Raw genomic sequence first — 20,862 nt, forward strand, 5'->3', positions numbered from 1 at the left:
GAGCATGGTAATCTCTCCTAAACCCAGTCAATATGAATTTAAACGCGGATTGGGCAGATTTTCTCATCAGTATGAGCCGTATGAGTGATGCTCCTCCCTCTCCTTTGGAGAGGGCTTGGGTGAAGCCAAATAAACACATCAACAAATAACCAAATCAACAACAAAGAAAAAATGAAAGACATAGTACGCATCCTCGAAGGCATAGCCTTCGACAATAACCTCGTGTATCATTACGGCAAAAAAGCTGCACTGAACCTATTAGATGGGTCTACAGAAGCAAACACTACTTACCTGCTGCACGAATTTACCAACCGCAAAAGCGAATACAACGACAGCGGCACACTTATAGTCGCGGCCAATTATGAAGGCAAGTTCTTTTTGGTAAAACAAAGCGATTTTGACCAAAATTACTTTGCCGAAGCCGGCGATGTAGAAACTTCAAAATATACCAAACACATTGAACCCCTGCTTGCCCTATTCAAAAACCTTGGCAACAGCCTTGCCTGTTCGGGCATTGAAGTGAACCAATGGGACAACATTGACGTAACCGACGCACTCGATGCCAACATGGATGGGCTGCTTTGCACCTATAAGCTTCGCATACCGGCAAACTATGAGTAACACGATGCAAATACTGTCTGCCGAATTTGAAGCCCTTAAAAGCGATTTAATTGCAAAGTATGACGAACTCGGCATGCGGGCATCGGGTCAATGGGCAGAGCGTTTATCAGTACAATCAGGTGAGAATGGTGCCGGGATCCTTCAGGAAAGCTATGGCGATCAGCTGGAATTTGGCCGTAAGCCCGGCAAGCAACCCCCAAGCGAAGCGATTGAACAATGGCTTATAGCCAAAGGCATAGCGGCACGACTGGAAAAAGACATAACCATAAGCAGCCTTGCCTACCTAATTGCACGAAAGATAGGCCGTGAAGGCTGGAACCGCGAACAGCACGGAGGCGTAAACCTCATCAGCAGTGTGGTAACGCCCGAACGCATTCAGAGCATCATCGATAAAATTGGCGAAAGCCAGCTAAACGAACTCACAACTAAGATTTCCGATTACCTGAACACTCTGCAAGCATGATAAAATTTGTAACCGATATTGACAAAGACAGGCTGCGCATGGCCTATAACAACGACATCATCCGTTTTTACAGCGACGACACCAACCCTGCCCTTTATGCCGATGTGATATTGAGGGAAGACAGTCCGTTTCTGTTAGAAACCCTGGAAGCCAAACAGCTTTTCAGCATACGCCTCTACCCTAACCCTGAAGGGAAATTTTATGTTAACCTGCAGCCTTATGCCGCAGCCACCCTGAACACCCGCAATTTTGAAGATAATCTTTCGCCCTCGCCCGAAGCCGGCAGCCCCGATAGTTTTACCTATGCTTTTTCTGAGGGAATAGTGCTTACCGCCTCGCTTACCATTAGCATTACCCATACAGGTGGAGCAGTGGCTAAAAGCACCTATCCTATTACCTGGCTTGCCGGAGCACAGCAGCATGGCGAATATACCCGCCTTGCCAAAGGCAGCTTTTTACTGCTTTCGCCTTCGCGAAAGGACAATGCCAACGAATGGCCTTTAAAATACTGGCAGGGCTATCCGTTTGATTTTTCGTTTTACATGCCTTTTAGCCTGCTTTCGCTACGCCGAAACTTTAGCCTGATGAATGAAACCAACGGCCTTAGCCAGACCTTTACTCAGGATGGCAGCGTAACGCGGCTTGTCTTCTCGGACGGGCGTACCGACGAAACCCTCGAGACCCTGCTCCCTTTGGCAGAAGGAAGGAACAGGCTGAAGTTTGGTTTTACACAACCTAAATGGGCTTTGGTGGAAAAAGTGCCTTATAAGTGTGGTGTATACCTAAAGTGGCTTAATGCACTGGGCGGTTACAGCTACTGGCTGTTTGAAAACACCTATGCACTGGACCGCAGTACCAAATCGTTGGGCGAAATGGATAGCGACAATAACAATCTGGACAGCAGTTTTGGGCGCAGCATCGCTCTTGGAAAAGAGAGTCAGGACAGCATGAAGATCATTGCCGAACTGCTTAACGAAGACGACCGCCGCATTGTTGAGGGTATTTTGGAGAGCCCAAAGATCTATCTGTTTACAGGGCAGCCTTTTGCACGCAACAGCTCCCGCAGTTGGATAGAGGTTAATCTTAAAACTTCATCGGCACGCCTGAAAAACCCTAAGCAACCGCTCATCAATTTTGCTTTTGAGATTGAGTTGCCGCAGCGTTATACAATAACGCTTTAAGTTTGGGGTTATTGGGTTTCGGGTTGCTTACTCCTTCTTTATGATTTTCAGTATTGGAAACGTTCTGTCATCCTGACGAAGGAAGGATCTCAAATTGAACACGGATGCCGCAGATCTGGGCGGATCCCGATAGCTATCGGGAGTAGGTGGATTGGTTAAATTATACTCACCTTTATGATAAGAAAACACCCCGGCTTTCAGCCACCCCTCTAAAAGAGGGAAAACCTACTCAAACCTTCTTACTCAAACTTTGCAACTCTGCTTCTTTGAGACTTTGCAACCTAACAACAATATTTCAGGAAAACTTAAAATGAATGCTCCTCTACATCAACAAACAGCTTGTAGACCTTGACAGCAATCAGACCATTGCACAAACCAAACAGGTAAACGACCTGAACAGCCTTGACAACCGACAGGCGAATTATACCAATAAGTTCAAACTGCCTAAAACCGCCAATAACATCCGTATTATGGGCTATCTCACACTGGCAGGTAACAACTCAGACATTCCGTACCAAAAAAACGAATGCAGCCTGTTTAGCGATAATGGCGAATGCTTTGTTTATAATGGCTGGGCAGTGGTAACCGATGGTGGCGACAGCTTTGAGGTGGCAGTATACGACGGTATTATTGACCTTTATAAGGCCATCGAAAACCAAAACATTGCTTCCATTGGCCTTGAGCCCCTAGAACACATAAAAAACCTTGACGCCATAAAGAACACCTGGAATCCTTCGCATCCGATGTTTGGCAAATGCCGATACATACTCGCCGATTACAACGGCAAAACAGGATACAGGAAGGCGGGATTTCCGTTTCCCATCGACAAAATAGACATCGATTACCTGGTGCCTTCGGTAAATGTGGCCTGGCTGTGGGACAGCATCTTTAAAAACTACGGGATAGACTATTCGGGGTCGGTATTCCTTACCCAGCAGTTTAAAAACCTTTGGATGACCTACCCTAAAGGCATTATCACTCAGGACGACGGCACGGAAATTTTCAAGGCTAATGTTTTTGGGAATGCCAATAGCGCCAATATATTTAATGCATGGAAGAACTGCCTTTTGCGCTATACTACCGACGATACTGCCTATCTGGATCATTTTTATGAAGACCCGCAGCATTACAGGCTAACAGCAAAAGAATCAGGCTACTATAGGATAAACCTGAAATGCAAGCTCAACAACAGGGAAAAAACCCGTGTTTTTATCGTAAAGAACGTAACCGGAACCGACAATAATTACCTTAACACGCTTTCGGAATACAAATATTTTATTCACGATCTGGCTCCTAATACCGAGTATAAAGGATCGTTAACCGTCTGGCTCGAACAAAACGAGAGCTTCAGCCTGATGATGCGCCACGAGAACGCTAACGGCTATGTGGTGGTTAACGGTAATCCGGAGATGGAGGTAACCATATACCGCCTTAACCTTGCCGCAATGGATTTTGCCGGAGCCTTTGCCGATTTTTCCGTCAGGGATTTTCTGGCAGAAGTGATTTACCGCTTTGGGCTAACGCTTTTTAAAGACAGATACAGCGGCAATTATGAGTTCCTTACGCTTCAGGAAATACTCCAATCGCCCGAACCGATCGACCTGAGCCGTAAGCTGGTAAAAAAGGTATCTGAAAATTATATCTATGGCAGCTATGCGCAAAACAACTGGTTTCGCTACAACTACAACACCAAAGAAAATGACCATAACGATGGCTGCATAAAGCTGCAAAACGTAAACCTGCCCGATAGTAAAGAGATGATAAAATCAAAGGTATACAGCCCCGAAAAAGACAGGTCGGGTTACCTGCGGCGCAATGGTAACATTTACAAACTGTGGGAAAAGGAAATAGATGACGACCCTGATGCCGAGGAACCTGTTACCTACAAATCGCTCGACAAGCGTTACTATTTTATGCGTTCCGAAAAAACCGAGAAACCACTGCTGCTCATCTTTAACACGACGCAGGAAACCAGTAATGTGAGCAGTTACTGGACAGAAAATTACTGGAAGCTGTCTTTTAGCGACAGCATTGCCGATTATTACGGCGCAATAGGAACACTACTGAACAAAACCCAACTGGTTACTGCAGAAATGTACCTTAACGACAGCGATATTGCCAACTTTGATTTCAGGAAACTGTATTATATCGAGCAGCTGGGCGGTTACTTTTTAATGAACAAGATAAACAATTATATACCGGGGAAACCCGTAAGATGCGAGCTGCTTCGCATAGCGTCTTACTCCCCTGATGCCGATGCCCGTAAAAACATAACCATGACCAAGGTGGTTATGGGTAACTTTTTTGCCGATGTATATTTCACTACCCAGGGTAATCCGCAGGCTATAGCCCTTAATGCTGCCAAAGCCAGTGGCGAACCGCTTTCGGGCCGTACGGTAGATCCTACTGTAAGCAGGGTACGCTATGCCTTTAATGTACCGGGGGTTTATACCATCTCACTTACTGCCGATGGCTATACCACTCCTGCAGTTCAGGTTACTATTCCGGGCAACAATACCATTTTACTGCCATGATACAGCAAATACACACCCTAACGCCCCAAATTGACTTTGGTTTTGGGCATACCGTAAAAAAAGTACCGGCAGGAACATCCGTTACCATATGGCTGTCTACCCTATACAATCGTGAGGCCTACTGCTTTGCCCTTACAGCCCCCGGCACTATTACCAAAGTTTCAGATTACGAATATACCATAACACATAACACCCCGGGTATATACACCCTACAGCTTACGGTAACCCATAAAGCTACGGGATTAAGACTTATAAGCAATACTTTAAACCTTACCATTACCTAATGCCAAAGAACATAACCATAGCGAAACTGGACATAGACACCCAGGCTCTTCAGGAAAGCATTCAGAAAACCGAAAAAGAAATAGACAAACTCGCCGAAAAGCAGGATAAGCTTATAAAAAAAGGTAAAGAAGGCTCAGACAAGTTCAGGGAAAATGCTAATGAGCTGAGCATCCTCAACGGTACGCATCAAATGTTATCTAAATCACTTACCGCTTCAGAGGCTACTTTTAATGATTACAAACAACAGGTAGCCGAATCGTTTCAGCAGATAAATCTTTTTAACGGAGGATTAGGCGGATTCATAAGCCGTGCGCAGGAAGCAGGTGGTGTAGGTTCGCTAATGAAAGACTCCTTTGCAGGAATGACCGACGGTATTAAAGGAATGGGCAAAGCCCTTACCTCAAATCCCATAGGCCTTATAGTGGCCGCGGTTCAGGCTGTAATAGGCGTTTTTAAGGACTTTACTCCTATTGTAGAAACGGTTGAACAGGCTATGGCAGCCGTTGGGGCCGTGGTACAGAGTGTAGCCAATGCTTTTATTGGCCTGTTTACCGGTGATGCGGGCAGTTTCTTCAGCAGTATTACTACAGGGGCTGCAGAGGCTGCCGGGGCTGCAATAGAACTGAAAAAAGCGCAGCAGGAACTGAATAAGGAAATAGAACTGCAGGAAATAAAAAACCAGGAAGCCGTCGCCAGCATAGAAAACCTGATGGACAAAGTGAAGGATCAAACCAAATCGGAAGAGGAAAGGATTGCACTTCTGGATAAAGCAACTTCCCTTGAAAAACAGAACTATGACCAACGTAAAAAACAGGCAGAGGAACTATATAACCAGGCGGTACAACAAATAGCCATCGGTAAAAACCTGACACAGGAAGAACTTAAAAACCTCACATTAAAAGGTGCAGCCTATGCCGCCGAACTGGCAAAACGAAAGAACATAAGTGACGAAGAGCTTCAAACACTCAAAAAGGCACAACTGGAACGCTCTAAAATATATGATGAAGAAAAGGGCATAACCCAAAAGCACACACAGGAACTTGAAAAAATTCATCAGGATGCTGAGAGACAGAGGGACGAACGCGAAAAGAAAAAAGCAAAACAAATACAGGATGCTATTGAAGGCCAACGACTCGAACTGCAACTACTGATAACCAATCAGGGCATAAAAGGAAAAGCCTCAATGGATGAACTGGCACTTGCCGAAGAGGTTGCCAAAAGAAAACGAAAAATTGCCCTTGCTGAATATAATGCCTCTGAAAAAACGGCAAATGACAAGCGTAGGCTTGATCTTGCCAATGCAGAAATTACAAGGGATCTTACCGAAGTTCAGGCTAAAACGGCTGTAAAAACAGCAGAGAGAGAAATCGAAGCTTACAGGCAAAAAAACCAGACGCTGATTAAAGAAGGTGAACTCATGTCGGATGCGGTGTATGCTAAAGAAAAAGAACGCATAGATGCTACACTTGAAGCAGAAACCAAATTTCTTGTCGCCAAAAAAAGCAACGGGTTGCTAAGCGAACAAGAATACCAGTCAGAGCTTGACAACCTGAGGAAAACGCACGACGCTGCCATTGCCGAAACCGACAAGCAAAAACAGGATGCCCAAAGAACAGCTATTGCCAAAGAAGCCGATGAAAAGGCCACCGCCTATGAAAATGATATGGCTGCTGCCGAAGGAAGGTATCAGGAACAGTTAAAAATAGAAGACCAGCGCCATATTGATGAAGGGCTTAGACTAAAGGCATTACTGGATAATAAACTTATATCCGAGCAGGAATACAATGCGCTCTCGGAAGCCGAGACAGAAAAAACAGAAAAGAACAAAGCCAACATTAATAAAGCGGCTACTGACGCCAAACTGAACCTTGCCAACCAAACCTTTGGCAATCTTGCTGCCATTATGGGTAAGGAAAGTGCAGCAGGAAAAGCAATGGCAGTAGCCCAGGCAACTATTGATACATATAAGTCGGCAACGGCGGCCTATAGTGCCATGAGTGGCATCCCTATTGTGGGTCCGGCACTGGGTGCGGTTGCAGCCGCAGCAGCAGTAGCAGCAGGTGTTGCCAACGTAAAGAAGATAACATCCACCAAACCGCCAAAGGCCGAAAAGGGAGCGTTGTTTAGTATAGGCGGACAACGCCATAGCGCAGGTGGCACCCTATTTACCGGTGCCGACGGTACCCAGTTTGAAGCCGAGCAAGGCGAACTGATAGGCGTTATGAATCGCAATGCAGCACGTCACTTTATGGCATTTAACAATGCGTTCCCGGCCGGTGGTGCTTCGGCACCCAATTACTTTGCAGGTGGTGGAATCGTATCACGGGAAATTGCCCAGCAAAACCTCAATACCGATGAGCTTGCCCTTAAGATAGCCGAGGCCAACAGGAACCTCCCCTCTCCGGTTGTTGCAGTTCAGGATATTGTTACTGAAGGTAACAGTTATGTAAGGGTTAGGGATTCTGCTAATTTTTAAAAACAAAGCTCCCCGCTATTGCGGGGAGCTTTATAATAGAAAACTCTTTGAATCTACATCTTTTGCAGACACTTAAAATATTCTTTCAGGATACCTCCTTCGTTTACAACCTTTTCAAACTTATTTAGTTTTACAGATTTTATCTTGTGCTGGGTTAAAAGCTTTAAATCCGTTGGTTTTTGGAGTATTGGGCTTGCTGTTAAAACAGCCTTTCCATACGAATTAAGCGATGCTTTCAGTTTTTCGTTAGGCAAAGATATAGTAGCTCCACTATCAAAAACGATTGTTAATCCTTTCCAACCGGCGACTGGAATAGAAGTTTCTGTAGTTGGTAAATTTATCGTAACCACCAGCACTTGTGAGCCTGGATTCTTTACTATCTGGATTCCATCTTCAAATGGCGTAGTGTAATACGTAGCTGTACCATCTTTTTTTATTTTCTCGCAAAAAAAACCTTCGGGATAATCAAGACCGCCTACTACTTCAAAAGGGAACTTAAAGCTAACTTCCGGATCATATTTAAAATATATCTGGCCGGTTTCTGAATTTTCCAGAAGAAATTTATAACGCAAATATTTTTTATCAGGACCTACCCATAATGGTTCATAAGAAATCAATTTAAATTCTTTTCCTACAAGTTCATTGTAAGGTGTAACGTATCCTTCCTTTTTGTAAATATTCTTAAGATCGGCATCAGTATAAAAGTCCTCGAAGCCATACTTTTGAGAATCTTCGGCTTTAGGTAATACCTTAAGGGTTTTTCCATTAAGAAGTTCAACTTTTTCTCCTGGAAAATTTTGCGCTAATGCGCCCAGACTCAAAAACAGAGCCAGTAACGAAATGATTTTTTTCATGGCGTATAATTAATTTGAATGGTTTATAATGTGTCAAATTTATAGAAAAAAGATTACTAAAAGCATAAACTCTTAAAAATATTTCTTTGATGCTGTTATATGCCCTTAAGCCCAAAAACTATTCTCTCGGGATGGAAGAACTATCTCGACAAGAGTGAAGTAACCGAAAACACAGCGAAACAAAGGGCTGCCGTATGTGCCACCTGCCCAAATGCCAAACAGGGTAAGCTGCTCGCTTTTATAAAAGACAGCTTAACTGAGATTGAAGGCGCATACTGTACTCTCTGCCACTGTCCCCTTAGTGCCAAAGTGCGCTCTACTGATATTTGCCCTGATAATAAATGGAATGACCCGATATGAAACCATAACAAGTCTTGGAGATGATTTGATTAAACTGATGGGAAAAAGTATTATTCCCGTGCATATACTCGACTGGAAAGTATATTATGAAGCCTACCTGAAACAAACGGAACTGCTCCTTAAAGAATACGGAAAACCAAAAAAGACCTGGGCTGCCGGTATGGTCGCCGATGAATTCAATATTAGCGAACGCACCATGTTTAATGTGATAGCGTTTATGGAATCCAGTTAAGAGTTAGGGGTTATTGGGTTTTGGGTTGCTTACTCAAGCTGAATACTGCGACTGAACACTGAAAACTATCTTAGGGTTTTGCCCAGAAAAGTTCAGGGTTGTTGGTAACATAAAAAACACGCTTATCTCCACTATCGTAAGTCATTTCAGAAACGTGCTGCTGGTTAAGTCCATCCAGCGGAACAAGTTCTACATAGTCTAAATGCGGATGGCTATGATCGGTTTCGGTATCATAGCTACTTATGGCCGGTGTCTGGATACGGTACAGGTTCTTAGCCATATAACCGTCAAGATAATCTTCTTTGGTTCGCTTGCTTTTATGGTTCCAGTTGGCTTCTTTATTCAGCTTAAGCGGTTTACCGGTTATTAGCCTTTCGCGCACCTCTTCTACACTCAGCAGATTTTTCTTTTCGTCCATAACAAAAGCCTCAAATGTAGGATCCATCCACAGCCATTTATTCAATTGCTTACTGTACACCATGTTGATAACATGACAGTCGTCAAACTTAAGTTCTTTTGGCATACAGGTAATATAACGCGAGGTAAAGCCCATTGCCAGATAGCATTCATTAAGTACCGTTGCCATCATACGGCAATTAACGCCACGGCCTTCTGCTTTGCAAACCCCGATAATTCCCTGTGCGTTTTTAACAGCAGGATTGTCGCTGCTACCGTCGTGGCGAATGGTATTGTGCACCCATCGCATCAGGTTCTTTATTTGCGAAACCTCATCGCCTTTTCCGGCAATGGAGTCAAGATTAAATTCTTTGCGCAGTTTTTGCAGATTGGCATCGCTTGAGGGTGTATAGGAAAACGCGGGGAATTCCCTTTTATCCTGAAGGTTATAGGCCAATCCCCTTTGAAGAGTTTCAATATAAGTAGGCTCATATTGCACGCGGGTCAGTGCTTTTTTGCCATTCAGGTCAATATAAAAGTCGTAAGGTTTGCCTTCAACAGGCTGTATGGTAATCTCACCCTTATCAGTATAAAAAGTAACCGTTTTGGCATTGGTAGCATATACGTCGGGCGAAACATCCGGGGTAATCTTCCATGCTTTCTTTTTAAGTTTTCCGTCGACCTTAATGTTTACCATTGCGGTGGTTGCGGTAATGGTTTTCATTTCCTGTGCAAAAGAAAGCACGGGAATAAGCAGTAGTGCAAATAGTTTTTTCATTTTCGATTGATTGATTATACGCGAATATAGGAAAAAACTTAAAAGAAGTGCACATTAGATTTAAGCAACAATGGTTTTATGGAGCAAACTCTATAACCTCATTATTTTCTTTTGCCCATTGCAGGAGTTTCTTTTTAGTCTCTTCTTTTTCTCCCTCAGACATCAATTTTTCTAAAGGTAAAACCCATTTTAATGTAGAAACAAATAAAGCAGCTACATTCATTTCTAGCTCATAGCTAATTTCAGAAAGTTTTCCATCTTCAACTATATATATCATTCCGCATCTTCCTGACGATTTACGATATACCCCATTTACTTTAGTCAGTGTTACAATATTATCTTTAATCCTTCTCTCACTATTCCAGTGTTGTACATTTTTTTCAGAAATATGTGTTTCATATAGATTCTCATCATGTTTAACTTCTGCCCAACCAAACGGGATCCTATGTTCCAAATCAGACTGATTACGCTTTAACTGAGCTAAAAAATATTCCATTTCATTAGACAAATTCATCCTTTTTGCAACTTCAATAAGTGAATTCCAAAATTCATTTGAAAAATAATGACCCGTCTCCTCCGAAAGCTCAATCAGGCTATCTAATGCCAACGCCCATTCTCTATTTTCCAAAAATTCTATACAGTTTTTGTATTGCCTGTGGCTATGATAAACTTCAGGGAGATAATCAAGTTGTTTTTGAATCAGGTTATCAAACGATTCATTATTTTCTTTTGATCTGAATAAATTAAAAAGTTTCATGAGTAGGCCATTGGTCTTTTCAAATATAACGAAGTTTACTTACAGTTGTTATAGAACCCGCATAAGTAAAGTCTTTGAGTGAAGCTGCGGCCTTAAACTCTGTGGCGTTAAGCAAATAGGAGCTTGAGGCGTTAAAAAGCATCCGCTGTCTGAGCGAAGCGAGTTCGGATGGTTTAGCTGAAAGATTCTATTTGTAGCCTAAGGAGTTCTGCCGTGCCTTTTTGTTTCTTTTGTGGCAAGACAAAAGAAAAGAATAACCACCCCGCCCTACTCCCGATAGTTATCGGAACTCCGAAGGAGTGGAATGCTCACTCAAACTGAACACTGCGACTGCAAACTGAAAACTATTTCTTCATCAGCTCAGTATTCTCTACCCACATCGCAAAGTAAGGATTAGGACTATCTACCCTCTTCAGCATTACCAAAAAGGGCTTATTAAAGTGAATTTTTTTTGGGTGGGGTTTTTCTTCAATAACAGCTAAAGGCATTTCTTCTACCGTTACCGTTTCAGCTTCACTCTCAACCTCTGCACCTTGCTCATCAAGAATAAAAGCTGTACGCTGAGTGGCTCTTTCAATAAAATAAGGTTGTTGTTGCAATACAAAACCATCTCCTTCAAGCTGTTTGTAATCAGTTTCAATATTAAAACTGAATTTAGGTATCAGGAGTTCATCACCTTCCATTCCAAAATCATATTTCCATGAGTTTATTCCAGAAGCTTTTTCCTCTTGTGCTTTTTCCATCTTTTCATTCAGAGCATCAAATATTTCCTGTAGATTATCGCTTTTCTCATCAGGCATATATAATACTACCAAATGATCGGTGTCCTTAGGGCGGAGTATTACTGCAAAATCGTTGTCGTTGTTGTAATACCAAATACGTATAACATCATGTAAATGTATATCTTGCCTACATTCAGCCTCATTAGCCCCAAAAGTTGAAACAGCTTCGCCTTTAAATTTCAATTCCTTACCATGATCTTTTAGCTTAATTACAAAAGGAAGCGATTTACTGAATTCGGTAAATATATTTAATCGCCCCTGTTGGATATTCAAATCGGTAGTAGCAGTATACTCATCTTTTTCCAATGTGTTTTTATACGACTGCGAATTATTTATGAGAGTAAGTTCAGGCTGATCTTTGTCAATCGTAAGCTGGTTTTCACTGATAGCCCTTACCTGATCCCATGCTAGCAAAAGCGTAGCACTATATACAGCATTTTTGCCATTGGGAAGAGGGCTTTGCGGAGTCATAACAAAGTCCGTCTGTTTGTACGCTGACAGTTTCTTTACTTCCGGAAACTGACGCTCTCCGGCACATCCTGCCAGTAGTAAAGGAAAAACAAGAGTAATAAGACGTTTCATAGTAAGTTGGTTAGGTTTCAAATATAACGAAGTTTACTTACAGTTGTTGTCATAGTAAAGCAACAGTGGTTTCTCCATCATTTAACAGATATTGATTGTGGATAACACACCCCTAACCCCTCTCAAGAGGGGAACACTCAGACCTGCTTACTCAGACCGTTAAGTGTGAATGAGTAAGAAAGATTGAGTGAAGCTAGTTCACCTCTTGAGAGGGGTTAGGGGTGTGTTTTTCCAATTGGGAGTTTACTAAAAGTGTTCACCCCTCATTTTTGAAGGGAATACTCACTCAAGCTGAATACTGCGACTGCTAACTGAATACTAACCACTGCAAAACCCATTGCAGTAAACACCCAAAAACCCGCCGTACCTTTGTACTGTAATTAATGAGAATGATTTGAAGATTTGAAAATGTGACAATTTGAAGATGCTAAATGTACATTAATCTCATCTTCAAATCTTCAGATCAAGTACTATCTAAATTACGATCGGTTTCCGGAAACCAATCCTTTTCAAATTTTCAAATCGACTAATCTTCAAATTTTTCTTCAATCTTTCAATCATATCTAATGAATGACAGGAAACATTTATATCTCCGGCCAGATAGGCACTTTTGACGGTGCAACGGGCGTAGAGCTTATTGATGTGATCGCACAGGTAAAAAAACAGCCACAAGCCACCGCCTTTAATGTGCACATCAATAGCGAGGGCGGACTCGTAGATGTGGGTTTCGACATCTACCACTACCTCAAATCGCTCGGCAAGCCCGTTACCACCATAGGCAGCGGTATTGTAGCCAGCATAGCCACGGTAATCTTTATGGCGGGCAGCAAAAGGCAGATACGCGAAAACACGCCCTTTATGATTCACCTTCCCTGGGGCGGCTCAATGGGCACTGCCGATGAACTGGAACTCTTTGCCGACCAGCTTCGCACCATAGAGAAAAAGATGGTAGGCTTTTATACCAAAGCCCTTAGCATCGAAGAACAGGCCATTATGCCGCTCCTTAAGAACGAAACCTGGCTCACGGGCAAACAACTCTCCGCCCTGGGCTTCACCACCACCCCGCAGCAGGTTAAAGCTGTAGCTAAAGCCTTCATTAAACCACAAACCCCTCTTATGAACGGAACGTTTACCGAGAAAGACAGGCACTGGATGGAAAGCCTGTTTACCAAAGTGCTTGCCAAGTTTAAGCACCACAACATGTTCAACAAAGTAATTCAGGATGCCACCGGTGCCGAGCTTGATTTTACTGATCTGCCCGATGATGCAGTGATTGAAGTTGGTGCTACCGCCACCGTAGATGGCAAACCTGCCGAAGGCGAATACTTGTTACCCGATGGTTTTACCTATGTGTTTACCGCAGGAGAACTGACAGAGATCATCGAACCTGAAGAGGATGCCGAAGAAGCTGCTGCCCTTCGTGCCGAGAACAAAGCCCTGAAAAGACAGCTTACAGCCATAAAAAGCGAGGTGCTTGCCCTGAAACGCCAGGTAACATCAAACTTTAGCGTAGATGGCAAAAAAGCCACCTACCGCAAAGCAGGCGAAGGCGACAAGCTTGCAGGAATGAAACAATATTTGAACGCAAAAAACAGAAAATAATGGCTCTTATAAACGCAGATGCTCTGACACTTAATGCCCGTGAGGCCGAAACGGTAAGCGAGGTAATCTTTCAAAGGGTTTTTAATGATTCTGACCTTGCCGAATTTCACGAAATTGAAACGGGTATTGATGTAAAAACCCAGATTGCTTTTGCCGGAAGGCTTGGGTTACTTGGTAAAAAAGCATCAGGCTGTACACCAAACGAGGCAGGCGGTTTTGAACTGACCGAGAAATTCTGGACTCCGGTATTAGAAGACTTCCGTATTAAGCACTGCCAGAACGATATGCCTGCCCTGCTGAAGCTGTTCAGGAAATCGCAGCGCATTAACCCCGATTTCTTTGATGCTGTGGGTACGCAGGAGTTTGGTGTAATCATCTCGGCAGTAGAAACAGCCATGCTGGAGAACATGCATCGCAAAATTTGGTTCAACGATACGGCCGCCGAAACCATTGCCGATGGCGGGGTTTTCAAAAACGGTACCGACCTTGGTTACTTCGACTCTTTCGACGGGCTTTTCAAACAGATCTATACCGAAGTGCCAAGCAATGCGCTTAACCGTGTAACCATTTCGGCGAATGCCGGAGATTCATATGCTAATCAGGCTTTACCGGAAGATGCTGCCCTTGCCATCTTTGAAAAAATGGTTACCGCTGCCGATGAGCGTCTTGTTTCTGCCGAAGATAACTTTATCCTTGCCACCCGCTCCCTAGCCGACAACTACCGTGCTACCCTTCGCAATAAGAACTTAGGTTCGGGCTTCCTTGAAGTGGTTGAAGAAGGCCGCCCTAAACTGTACTTTGACGGTATTGAGGTAAAAGTGCGCTATGACTGGGACAGGTACATTAAGACTTATCAGGACAACGGCACCAAATGGAACCTTCCGCACAGGGCCGTATTCACTACTAAGAGTAACATCCCTGTGGGCACACTAAGTGAAGAAGACCTTACCAAACTGGACGTTTTCTATGACAAGACCCTTAAAACAAACATCATGGATGCCGCCTACACCATTGATGCCAAGCATCTGGAAAGCTATATGACGGTGGCGGCGTATTAAGCTCCGCTGTTATTGAGTTTCGAGTTTAAGGTTTAGGGTTGCTTACTCGTCCTATAAGCAACAGTGCTTTCCCCTCCTTCGGAGGGGTGGCTGAAAGCCGGGGTGGTTCTTTTATCACCAATAAACCACCCCACCCTACGGGCACCCCTCCGGAGGAGGGGAATTCCAAACCTACGTAATCATTAAATCTTCAATCTTTCAATTCAAAAAATCAAAACAACATGCCAGTAGATTGCACAGGAACTTTAACCGCAGATATATTATTCGATTGCTCTAACGCACCGGTGGGTGGTATAGAACAAAATGTTATCCTTATCGCTAAAGACGATATTGATGTAGTAAACACCACAACCGATGCCACAAACCGTGTGCTGGTAACAAACCTTCAACTGAAACCCGGCAAAACGGGTCATTTGCTAAGTGGTGTTAAGCAGAGTAACGGCAAAGCCTGGGAACTCGTGAAAAAAGAAAATGCTCCCGATAAATTCAAACATACTTTTAGTGGAGTGATCTTTAACCCAAGTGCAGCCAACAAGCAGCAGGCCGATACCCTTGCCAAAGGCGCAAAATATGTGGTTGTCGTAGAGCAGGTTTGGAAAGGCGGCGACAGCAAGGATGCTTTTGAGATTCTGGGACTAACCTCAGGTCTTGAGTTAACGACCATGACCAACAGCTCTAAAGAAAATGACAACATGATTTTATTTGAGTTGGCTTCGTCTGATGGTTTCGAGGAAACGACAATGCCTCGCACCCTGCTTGATGTAGATTATGCCGCTACCAAAACGGCTTTCAATAACAAGTTTATGCAGGCCGCAGGATAATGGATTTTACCACCATGGATATTGCCACCGTTACCCGTAGCGTTACGGGTAGCGGTGAGCGCTATCTGGAGTTGTTCCTGAAAGAGTACACCTCCATTTTTAAAGAAAAAGTAAATCCATCCTGCCCCAAATGTCTAACCGAATACCTGAACAGGTATAAAAATCATTTTAATGCTATGGCTAACACTTGTAAATACAGGCTTAATGCAAAATATGAGAACATCCCACTGGAGTTTGGCTCTCCCATACTTGTAAACAACGGTAACATAACCGACGAATATGCCCAAAAGCTTTTGGCACACAACAACGGGCAGCGTTATTTCTCGCAGATGCCTAAAACACTAAAAAACAAAAAACAAAAGCCCCCTAACCCCCAAAGGGGGAATAATACCGAAGTAAATAATATTTCCGTCAATGAGGCTGCTGAATGAAAACCCTGCTGATAGATGTTTGGAAAAGGCTAACACCCTGGAGTAAGTCGGCTGATGTTTATGCCAATGATACCGACAACGCTTATCCCGAGCGTATGGACAGGCTGATAAACAACAGCGTTACGGCAAAGTCGGCAGCGGCTATCATGGTGCAGTACCTCATCGGGAAAGGCTATGGTGCTGAAAATGACAACCTGATCATCAATAAAGATAAAAACCTGAAACTAATCGATTTTGCCGATGACGTAGCCGATGACCTTGTAAAACAACGCGGCGTTTTTATTCATGTAAACTGGAATGCGCTGTTTCAGGTTTCAGACTTTAGTGTGATTCCGTACGAATGGTGCCGCATTGGTAAAACCGACAGTAATGATTATGCCGGAAAGATTGCCATTTGTAAAGAATGGCTTAAGCCAAAAAAGACAGATATACAATTGATTGATGTTTTCAATCCCCGTAAAAAGGTAATTGATGCGCAGGTAGAAAAAGCCGGCGGCTGGGAACATTACAAAGGCCAGGTACTGTTTGTAAACATGGATACCAAGCTATTGTATCCGCTTTCACGAATAGATGCTGTGGCTCAAGATTGTGATAGCGAAGCCCATGCATCGGTTTATAAGAACAGACTGCTACGTAAAGGTTTCTTTGGAAATACGCTTGTAGTTACACGTCCGCTCGTTGGCGAAGGCCTTACCGATAAAGCGCTGCTGGATGCAGAAAGTGAAAGGGAGCAATTTCAGAAAGCCATAAAAGATAGTTTAGGTGCCGAGAATACCGGAGGGGTATTATGCCTTGAAATGGACTTCGCTGGCGAAAAACTGGACGATGCCATCCTGATCAAACAGATAGAAAGCAAGATTGACGACAAGCTCTTTGATTATACAGAAACCAGCGTACGCGAAAACATACTTGTTGCCTTTAATAACCTGCCCTCGGGATTGGTAAAAACCAATGAGTCTTCACTATTCGGCAATTCTGGTGAAGCCATTCGCGAAATGAAGCGTACCTATTGGGAAAACACGACTAAAGAGCGTAATCTGCTTACATCGGTTATCAATCAGCTATTGGCGCGTTCACAGGATTTTTCAAGCCTTAGTGTAGAACCCTTAAAACTGATCGAAGATGCAGCCCCTGATAACCCGTAATGACATTGCCAAATACAGGCAGATAAGCAAATCACCAAACGATGCCAAACTAAACGAAATGATTCTGGATGCACAAATGCTCGACCTGCAACCGCTGCTTGGTGAAAGTCTGTATAATAAGATTCTGGCATCCACTGAAGATTATCAGGATTTACTTGAAGGAGGTTTTTATGAGCATAAAGGCACTAGTTATACCAATTATGGCCTGAAGATGGTGCTGACCTATTTTGCATATGCAAGGCATATTATGTTTTCATCAGTAACCGATACGGCTTATTCTGTAGTCGAAAAACTAAACGATAACAGCCGTCCGGCAGATATATCATCAAAGAAAACTATTTACAGCCTTAACCGGGAAGCTGCTTTTCAGGTTTGGGAAAATGTAAAACAATACCTCATCAGGACACAACATCCCGATTTTGGCAACTGCCAAAGAACAACTACAAAAGGCTTAAGATTCAAAAAAATAGTATAGCATGAACTTTATCAATTCGCTAAACGACAAATACTTTACTCTTAATGGGGTTCAGTATTTCAAAAATTATGTTTCGGCCGTTCATGGTAACAAAGTAGAAATTTACAATTGCTATGAACGTGAAGATGTACTTGTCCCGCTCGCGAGCTTCTCAGAATTTACGGTAGACGGCTCGGTATATACTTCTGCTGCAGAACTTCAGTCGGCACTCCTTGAAGTAAGCTATTCCAGGCTGACAACCGGCGACAGTGCCGTTATGGATCAGAATAACGTAGTAAGGGTTATAGCAGTAGGAAACATTGGCCCTGCCGAAAATGTATTTTTCAACGCAGCCTCTGCCATTGCTGATAAGCTAAATACCATGCAAATAGTAATTACAGCAAAGCAAAGTCCTGTAATTGTTACCGCTGCGCTTTTAGTATCTACAGGAACTTATAATTATGTTTCTAAACGATACAAATACCTGTTTAAGCCCGGAAAAGGTAATTGGGGTCTGAATGGTTCATACATAAGTTGGCTTCAGCTCGAACTTATAACCATTGAAAATTACCTGGTTGAAGATTTACTTTCAGAACCTAATGCCATTATCAACAATCTTGGGGAATTACCTGATGGGAATTATGTTGCTGCCGCAAATAGCAATTCATGGGATTTTTCGGAATCAGGTAATGAGGGTGAATTAGGTATTAAGACCTATTATTTCAGCTATGAAACAGACGGAGTGCTATATTTTGTTCAGTTTGTAGGTGTTCCGGGAATGTACGGAAATGGTTATACGGCGCAATTTACAATAGCCGATTTTGTATCAAGTACCGACAGCAGAATTACTGATATTCCAACTCTTGAAGATGTTTTAGACCAAGGAGGCAACACAAATGTATCCCAACTGACAAATGATGGTAACGGTACTTCTCCTTATGCTACAATTGCTAATGTAAATGGCTTGACGGTGACGATAAATCAGGCTGCTGCCGAATTGTATTTAAAAAATAGTTTGGGTACAACGCTGGCAACAGTAAATCTGGGTTTTCTTAATAATGAGGGTACAACGTTCTTTTTTAACCAGACTACCGGAAAACTCGAACTACGAAATGATGCAGGCATTGCACTAAGTGAAATCCCCGTAAGCACATTTGTATCGAATCTGATGCAGTCCGTTGATTTTAACGCTGTCTCACCTCAGGTTTTAGAATTTAAGGATGGTTCTGGAAATATAGCCGATTCAGTTACCATAACTATCAATAATGTTCAGGGTTTACAAACGGCGCTAAATGCCAAAGCAAAGACTGATGGATCTAATGCTACGGGCAATTGGCCGATAAATATAACCGGAAAAGCTGCTTTGGCATCACAACTATCAACAACCAATGCAGGCAATATGAACTTTAACTGGATTGATGGTATAGGAGCCGGAGTACAACCCACATGGATGTGGGGCGGAACCAGTGTCACTGATATGTATGTTTATAACCCTTTATCTTTTCCTATCTCAAATGCAACCCAAACGGCTTTAGACAATAAAGTAAATCTAAATGGTGCTAATGCTACTGGTAGCTGGCCCATAAGTATCAGCGGAACGGCAGAGACATCAACTACTGCCTCCAACTGGATGAGAACCTATGTAAATGATTTCAACACCCCTGTTGGTTTCAAATTATTAGAATCTTATGTTAATGCGGCAAATAGCCCAGAAAATGGGCCTTGGGGACAAGGAATACAATTCAGCACAAATAACAACCCTAATTATGCAAATCAGTTAGTATTTGACATTTTAGGCAATTTATTTACCAGAACAAAATATGATACGAGTTGGAATTCGTGGTCAAAAATTCCTTTAGATCAAAATGTTTTGCATAAAGATGGCGATGAGATAAAATCTGGCAGTATTACGATTGATGGTAACAACAGAGGATATTATTTAGGGAATGCAGGCAATAATGCTTCAATAGTATATAATGGCAATGGTAATCTTGATATAACTCCAAGAGCGAACTACGATACTGTATTCACAACCGGAAGAGTAGGCGTAGGAAAACTGCCTGAACACAAACTGGATATTAATGGAAGTGTGAAAGCAAATGGCCCTTTGCTTATAAATACCGATACGAATCCCGACATTGCAAGTTTAAGGGTTAATGGTGTTGTGGAATTTGATGGAAATAATTTTAACCTCACAAAATTTAAAGTTGACGGAAATCTTATTGGCAGCTTGGGACAAAGTGACTATACAATGACAGGAGGAATCCCTTCAGCTTTTGGGATATCAGCAAATGGAGATCTACAATTTGGTTCCGGATACAAACCACATGCCATCCTGAAAGCAAATGGGTTTATGGGTATAGGTACTAATAATCCTTTACACAAGTTTGTAGTTTCCAGAAACGATTATGAAAGCTTTGAAATCGCTGTTCCGGGCTACCCCGATGGAGGAATATATCTTCAGAATTATGACAGGATAGCCAGTGAATTCAAACCGTTATACTTAAATGCCTCCAAGTTTATCTTTAATAATGAAATAACCATCCCTGCCGGCACAACAGCTTTAAGCGCTGTAAATAAAGCACAACTTGAGGACATTGCTAATATTTATATTCCAAAATCCGGAAATGTAACAAAATCCGGAACTATGACATTTAGTGACTCTCCAATAATCCCAGATGCTATAGATATGTATAATCCTGTTACACGTAAACAATTAATTTATCATCGCTTTTCAGATTTTGTTACCATCAAAGGAATAGATTACACCGTAAATACTGCTGATGATATTGGTCAAACAGGAGTAATTACAATTTATATAAATGCCATCAACAATAACGTTACTATCACATTGCCCAATGTATTGAATCTTGCTGACCGATATACATACAACATTAAAAGAATAGACAATAGCTCCTATATCGCTAAAATTAATTCTCCTTTAACAATTGATGGTCAAACTTCCATTTCTTTAGGTTATCTTCATTCAGTTATTATAAAAAGTGTAATAGATAAATTCTGGATCTTCTCAAAATATACACCGTAACGCT

At 42.5% G+C, this 20,862-nt stretch carries 19 protein-coding genes; 15 read left to right on the top strand and 4 right to left on the bottom strand.

All coding sequences use genetic code 11. From position 1 onward, the window contains the following. Positions 1-171: 171 nt before the first annotated feature. The 6 genes from ACFSR3_RS01835 to ACFSR3_RS01860 all read left to right on the top strand — a co-directional run bounded on the left by ACFSR3_RS01835 (position 172) and on the right by ACFSR3_RS01860 (position 7,560). Complete coding sequence (locus tag ACFSR3_RS01835; protein ID WP_379819456.1) at positions 172-621, top strand: hypothetical protein; 450 nt, start codon at positions 172-174, stop codon at positions 619-621. Continuing rightward, complete coding sequence (locus ACFSR3_RS01840; RefSeq protein WP_379819457.1) at positions 614-1,084, top strand: hypothetical protein; 471 nt, start codon at positions 614-616, stop codon at positions 1,082-1,084. The genes ACFSR3_RS01835 and ACFSR3_RS01840 overlap by 8 nt, the downstream gene beginning before the upstream one ends. Beyond that, positions 1,081-2,265 (top strand): hypothetical protein, encoded by a 1,185-nt coding sequence (locus ACFSR3_RS01845; RefSeq protein WP_379819458.1) that lies wholly within the window; start codon positions 1,081-1,083, stop codon positions 2,263-2,265. Before ACFSR3_RS01840 ends, ACFSR3_RS01845 begins: the two co-directional genes overlap by 4 nt. 314 nt (positions 2,266-2,579) lie before the next feature. Further along, positions 2,580-4,799: a hypothetical protein gene (locus tag ACFSR3_RS01850; protein ID WP_379819459.1), complete on the top strand. Its 2,220-nt coding sequence runs from the start codon at positions 2,580-2,582 to the stop codon at positions 4,797-4,799. After that, complete coding sequence (locus tag ACFSR3_RS01855; protein ID WP_379819460.1) at positions 4,796-5,083, top strand: hypothetical protein; 288 nt, start codon at positions 4,796-4,798, stop codon at positions 5,081-5,083. Before ACFSR3_RS01850 ends, ACFSR3_RS01855 begins: the two co-directional genes overlap by 4 nt. Next, positions 5,083-7,560, top strand: a complete 2,478-nt coding sequence (locus tag ACFSR3_RS01860; RefSeq protein WP_379819461.1) for a hypothetical protein — start codon at positions 5,083-5,085, stop codon at positions 7,558-7,560. Before ACFSR3_RS01855 ends, ACFSR3_RS01860 begins: the two co-directional genes overlap by 1 nt. Before the next feature lie 53 nt (positions 7,561-7,613). On the opposite strand, the gene ACFSR3_RS01865 is transcribed toward ACFSR3_RS01860, so the two are convergent. After that, positions 7,614-8,414: a hypothetical protein gene (locus tag ACFSR3_RS01865; RefSeq protein WP_379819462.1), complete on the bottom strand. Its 801-nt coding sequence runs from the start codon at positions 8,412-8,414 to the stop codon at positions 7,614-7,616. A 99-nt stretch (positions 8,415-8,513) separates the two neighbouring features. On the opposite strand from ACFSR3_RS01865, the gene ACFSR3_RS01870 reads away from it, so the two are divergent. Continuing rightward, entirely contained in the window at positions 8,514-8,774 is a 261-nt protein-coding gene (locus ACFSR3_RS01870) for a hypothetical protein (protein ID WP_379819463.1), read from the top strand. Then, on the top strand, positions 8,761-9,006 hold the full coding sequence (locus ACFSR3_RS01875; protein ID WP_379819464.1) for a hypothetical protein: 246 nt from the start codon (positions 8,761-8,763) through the stop codon (positions 9,004-9,006). Before ACFSR3_RS01870 ends, ACFSR3_RS01875 begins: the two co-directional genes overlap by 14 nt. Positions 9,007-9,076: 70 nt before the next feature. Here ACFSR3_RS01875 and ACFSR3_RS01880 read toward each other — a convergent pair whose 3' ends face one another. From ACFSR3_RS01880 to ACFSR3_RS01890, 3 genes are all read right to left on the bottom strand, one after another. Continuing rightward, positions 9,077-10,180 (bottom strand): transglutaminase domain-containing protein, encoded by a 1,104-nt coding sequence (locus tag ACFSR3_RS01880; protein WP_379819465.1) that lies wholly within the window; start codon positions 10,178-10,180, stop codon positions 9,077-9,079. Positions 10,181-10,256: 76 nt separating this feature from the next. Further along, positions 10,257-10,937, bottom strand: a complete 681-nt coding sequence (locus ACFSR3_RS01885) for a hypothetical protein (RefSeq protein WP_379819466.1) — start codon at positions 10,935-10,937, stop codon at positions 10,257-10,259. A gap of 344 nt (positions 10,938-11,281) precedes the next feature. Further along, complete coding sequence (locus ACFSR3_RS01890; RefSeq protein WP_379819467.1) at positions 11,282-12,301, bottom strand: serpin family protein; 1,020 nt, start codon at positions 12,299-12,301, stop codon at positions 11,282-11,284. Positions 12,302-12,871: 570 nt separating this feature from the next. Here ACFSR3_RS01890 and ACFSR3_RS01895 point away from each other — a divergent pair. The 7 genes from ACFSR3_RS01895 to ACFSR3_RS01925 all read left to right on the top strand — a co-directional run bounded on the left by ACFSR3_RS01895 (position 12,872) and on the right by ACFSR3_RS01925 (position 20,858). Continuing rightward, complete coding sequence (locus ACFSR3_RS01895) at positions 12,872-13,903, top strand: head maturation protease, ClpP-related (protein ID WP_379819468.1); 1,032 nt, start codon at positions 12,872-12,874, stop codon at positions 13,901-13,903. Continuing rightward, positions 13,903-14,961, top strand: coding sequence for a hypothetical protein (locus ACFSR3_RS01900; RefSeq protein ID WP_379819469.1), 1,059 nt, complete (start codon positions 13,903-13,905; stop codon positions 14,959-14,961). Before ACFSR3_RS01895 ends, ACFSR3_RS01900 begins: the two co-directional genes overlap by 1 nt. Positions 14,962-15,182: 221 nt before the next feature. Then, positions 15,183-15,782, top strand: coding sequence for a hypothetical protein (locus ACFSR3_RS01905; protein ID WP_379819470.1), 600 nt, complete (start codon positions 15,183-15,185; stop codon positions 15,780-15,782). Further along, positions 15,782-16,213, top strand: coding sequence for a hypothetical protein (locus tag ACFSR3_RS01910; RefSeq protein WP_379819471.1), 432 nt, complete (start codon positions 15,782-15,784; stop codon positions 16,211-16,213). The genes ACFSR3_RS01905 and ACFSR3_RS01910 overlap by 1 nt, the downstream gene beginning before the upstream one ends. Next, positions 16,210-17,358, top strand: a complete 1,149-nt coding sequence (locus ACFSR3_RS01915) for a hypothetical protein (RefSeq protein WP_379819472.1) — start codon at positions 16,210-16,212, stop codon at positions 17,356-17,358. Before ACFSR3_RS01910 ends, ACFSR3_RS01915 begins: the two co-directional genes overlap by 4 nt. Next, positions 17,336-17,833, top strand: coding sequence for a DUF6712 family protein (locus ACFSR3_RS01920; protein ID WP_379819473.1), 498 nt, complete (start codon positions 17,336-17,338; stop codon positions 17,831-17,833). The genes ACFSR3_RS01915 and ACFSR3_RS01920 overlap by 23 nt, the downstream gene beginning before the upstream one ends. Before the next feature lies 1 nt (position 17,834). Then, positions 17,835-20,858 (top strand): hypothetical protein, encoded by a 3,024-nt coding sequence (locus ACFSR3_RS01925; RefSeq protein ID WP_379819474.1) that lies wholly within the window; start codon positions 17,835-17,837, stop codon positions 20,856-20,858. Positions 20,859-20,862: the final 4 nt, after the last annotated feature.

This window comes from Flavobacterium suzhouense, from assembly GCF_042684765.1.
Classification (GTDB): domain Bacteria; phylum Bacteroidota; class Bacteroidia; order Flavobacteriales; family Flavobacteriaceae; genus Flavobacterium; species Flavobacterium suzhouense.